Consider the following 2546-nt stretch of genomic DNA (forward strand, 5'->3'; position numbering starts at 1 on the left):
CACGGCGGATATACAGCCGCCTGGCCGTCGGGGACCGGCGGCGGGGCGGGGCGGGCCCCGGCGTCCGTCGGGAACAGGTCGACGTCCGCCGCGCGCGGGGGCGCGGCAGGCGGGGCGTGCACGATCGGCGCCGGTGGCGGCTCCTGCGCGGGGCCGGGCTTCGTGACGTACGGACGTATCCGCAGCGGGTCGAACTCCTCGGCCGCAGCCGTCGCCTCCGCGCGGCTCATCGCCCGCGCGGCGCGCTGCGCGCAGCCGCAGGCCAGCGCGCCCCCCGCACCGTTGGGCGTACCGCATTCAGGACACTCGCGTCCGCTCACGTTCCGGGCCCCTCCCTATGAGCTCCCAGCGATTATGCAGACCCGTCCGCGGCTTCCCCACCCGGCTCCCCCGAACGCGACGGGCACGCGCAGGTACACGACAGCACTCGACAGGCCATAAGCGGACACACCGACCAGGATGGAAGATGGCAGAGGACCCTCGGGTCCACCGCGGCCCCGAGGAGGCGTCGATGGCCCAGGAAGCGAGCGACGAGACGTCCGCGCCACGCACGGAACCCGCACGGCGCACCGTCCTGGTACCGATCGGAGCGCTGCTGCTCGGCATGCTCCTCGCGGCGCTCGACCAGACCATCGTGTCGACCGCCCTGCCGACCATCGTCAGCGACCTGGGCGGAATGCAGCATCTGTCGTGGGTCGTCACGGCGTATCTGCTGGCCTCGACCGCCGCGACCCCGCTGTGGGGCAAGCTCGGCGACCAGTACGGCCGCAAGAAGCTCTTCCAGACCGCGATCGTGATCTTCCTGGCCGGCTCGGCGCTCTGCGGCATCGCGCAGAACATGCCGCAGCTCATCGGGTTCCGCGCACTGCAGGGCCTGGGCGGCGGCGGTCTGATGGTGCTGTCGATGGCGATCGTCGGCGACATCGTGCCGCCCCGTGAACGCGGCAAGTACCAGGGGCTCTTCGGCGCCGTCTTCGGCGCGTCGAGTGTTCTGGGACCGCTGCTCGGCGGACTGTTCGTGGACCACCTCAGCTGGCGCTGGGTCTTCTACATCAACCTGCCGATCGGCGTGATCGCCCTCGCCGTGATCGCCGCGGTGCTGCACATCCCCGTCCGCTCGTCCAAGCACACCATCGACTACCTCGGCACCTTCCTGATCGCCTCGGTCGCCACCTGCCTGGTGCTGGTCGCCTCGCTCGGCGGCACCACCTGGGACTGGGGCTCGCCGCAGATCGCCGGACTCGCGGCGCTGGGCGCGGTGCTCCTGGTCGCCTTCGTCTCCGTCGAGCGGAAGGCGGTCGAGCCGGTCCTGCCGCTGAAGCTGTTCCGTATCCGCACCTTCGTGCTCTCGGCCGTGATCAGCTTCATCGTCGGCTTCGCGATGTTCGGCGCGATGACCTATCTGCCGACGTTCCTCCAGGTCGTGCAGCGCGTCTCGCCGACCATGTCGGGTATCCACATGCTCCCGATGGTGCTCGGCATGCTGCTGTCGTCCATCGCCTCCGGCCAGATCGTCAGCCGTACGGGCCGCTGGAAGGTGTTCCCCATCACGGGCACCGCGGTCACCGCCGGAGGCCTGGTACTCCTCCACCAGCTCACCGAGGACAGCTCCACCGTCCAGATGAGCGCCTTCTTCTTCGTCTTCGGTCTGGGCCTCGGCCTGGTCATGCAGGTGCTGGTACTGGTCGTGCAGAACGCGGTCCCGTACGAGGACCTGGGCGTCGCCACCTCGGGCGCGACGTTCTTCCGCTCCATCGGCGCCTCGTTCGGCGTCGCGATCTTCGGCACGATCTTCACCAGCCGGCTCGACGACAAGCTGCGCGACGCCTTCGCGGGACAGGACGTACCGCCGACGACCGTGCCCACACTGGAGGCGAACCCGCAGGCCATCGCCGACCTGCCGCCCGAACTGCAACCCTCGGCGGTACACGCCTACGCGACCTCGATCACCGACGTCTTCCTGTACGCGGCACCCGTCGTCCTGATCGCCTTCCTGCTGGCCTGGCTGCTGCGCGAGGACAAGCTGCGCAGTGCCGTCACCGCCCCGGACCTCAGTGAGACGCTGGCCAGCAACCCCGTGGAGCGGTCCTCGCGGGACGAGGTGCTGCGCGCCCTGTCGGTGCTCGGCACCCGTGAGGGCCGCCACGACGTCTACGTGAAGACCACCGCCAGGGCGGGCTACGACCTGCTGCCCACGGCCAGTTGGATGCTGCTGCGGATGCAGCGGGACGGCTCGCTCGAACCGGGCAGGCTCGCGGAGGACACCACGGTGCCGCTGTCGATCGTGACGGACGCGGCCCGCCAGGTCGAGGAGCGGCAGCTCGCCGACCGTACCGGCGTCCAACTGGTCCTCACCGACCAGGGCCGGGAGGCGGCCAGGAAGCTGTGCAAGGCCCGCGAGGAGTCACTCGCCGAACTCCTCGGCGACTGGTGGGGGCCGGACCGCCCCACCGACCTGATCAAGCTCGTCGAAGAACTCAGCGAAGAGCTCAACGGCTCCGACGAGGAGGGCCCCCACAACGGCGTGCCGGGCGACCACGCCCGGC

The 2546-nt window shown here is 70.4% G+C and carries 1 protein-coding gene and 1 pseudogene; one reads left to right on the forward strand and one right to left on the reverse strand.

The window, feature by feature from the left end:
- Positions 1-320 (reverse strand): annotated as a pseudogene (locus tag U9R90_RS35410) (peptidoglycan-binding protein); the annotation flags it as partial.
- 191 nt (positions 321-511) lie between these two features.
- On the opposite strand from U9R90_RS35410, the gene U9R90_RS35415 reads away from it, so the two are divergent.
- On the forward strand, positions 512-2546 hold a 2035-nt coding region (locus tag U9R90_RS35415; protein WP_411061541.1), incomplete at its 3' end, for a DHA2 family efflux MFS transporter permease subunit.

The organism is Streptomyces sp. E11-3, assembly GCF_046540415.1.
Classification (GTDB): domain Bacteria; phylum Actinomycetota; class Actinomycetes; order Streptomycetales; family Streptomycetaceae; genus Streptomyces.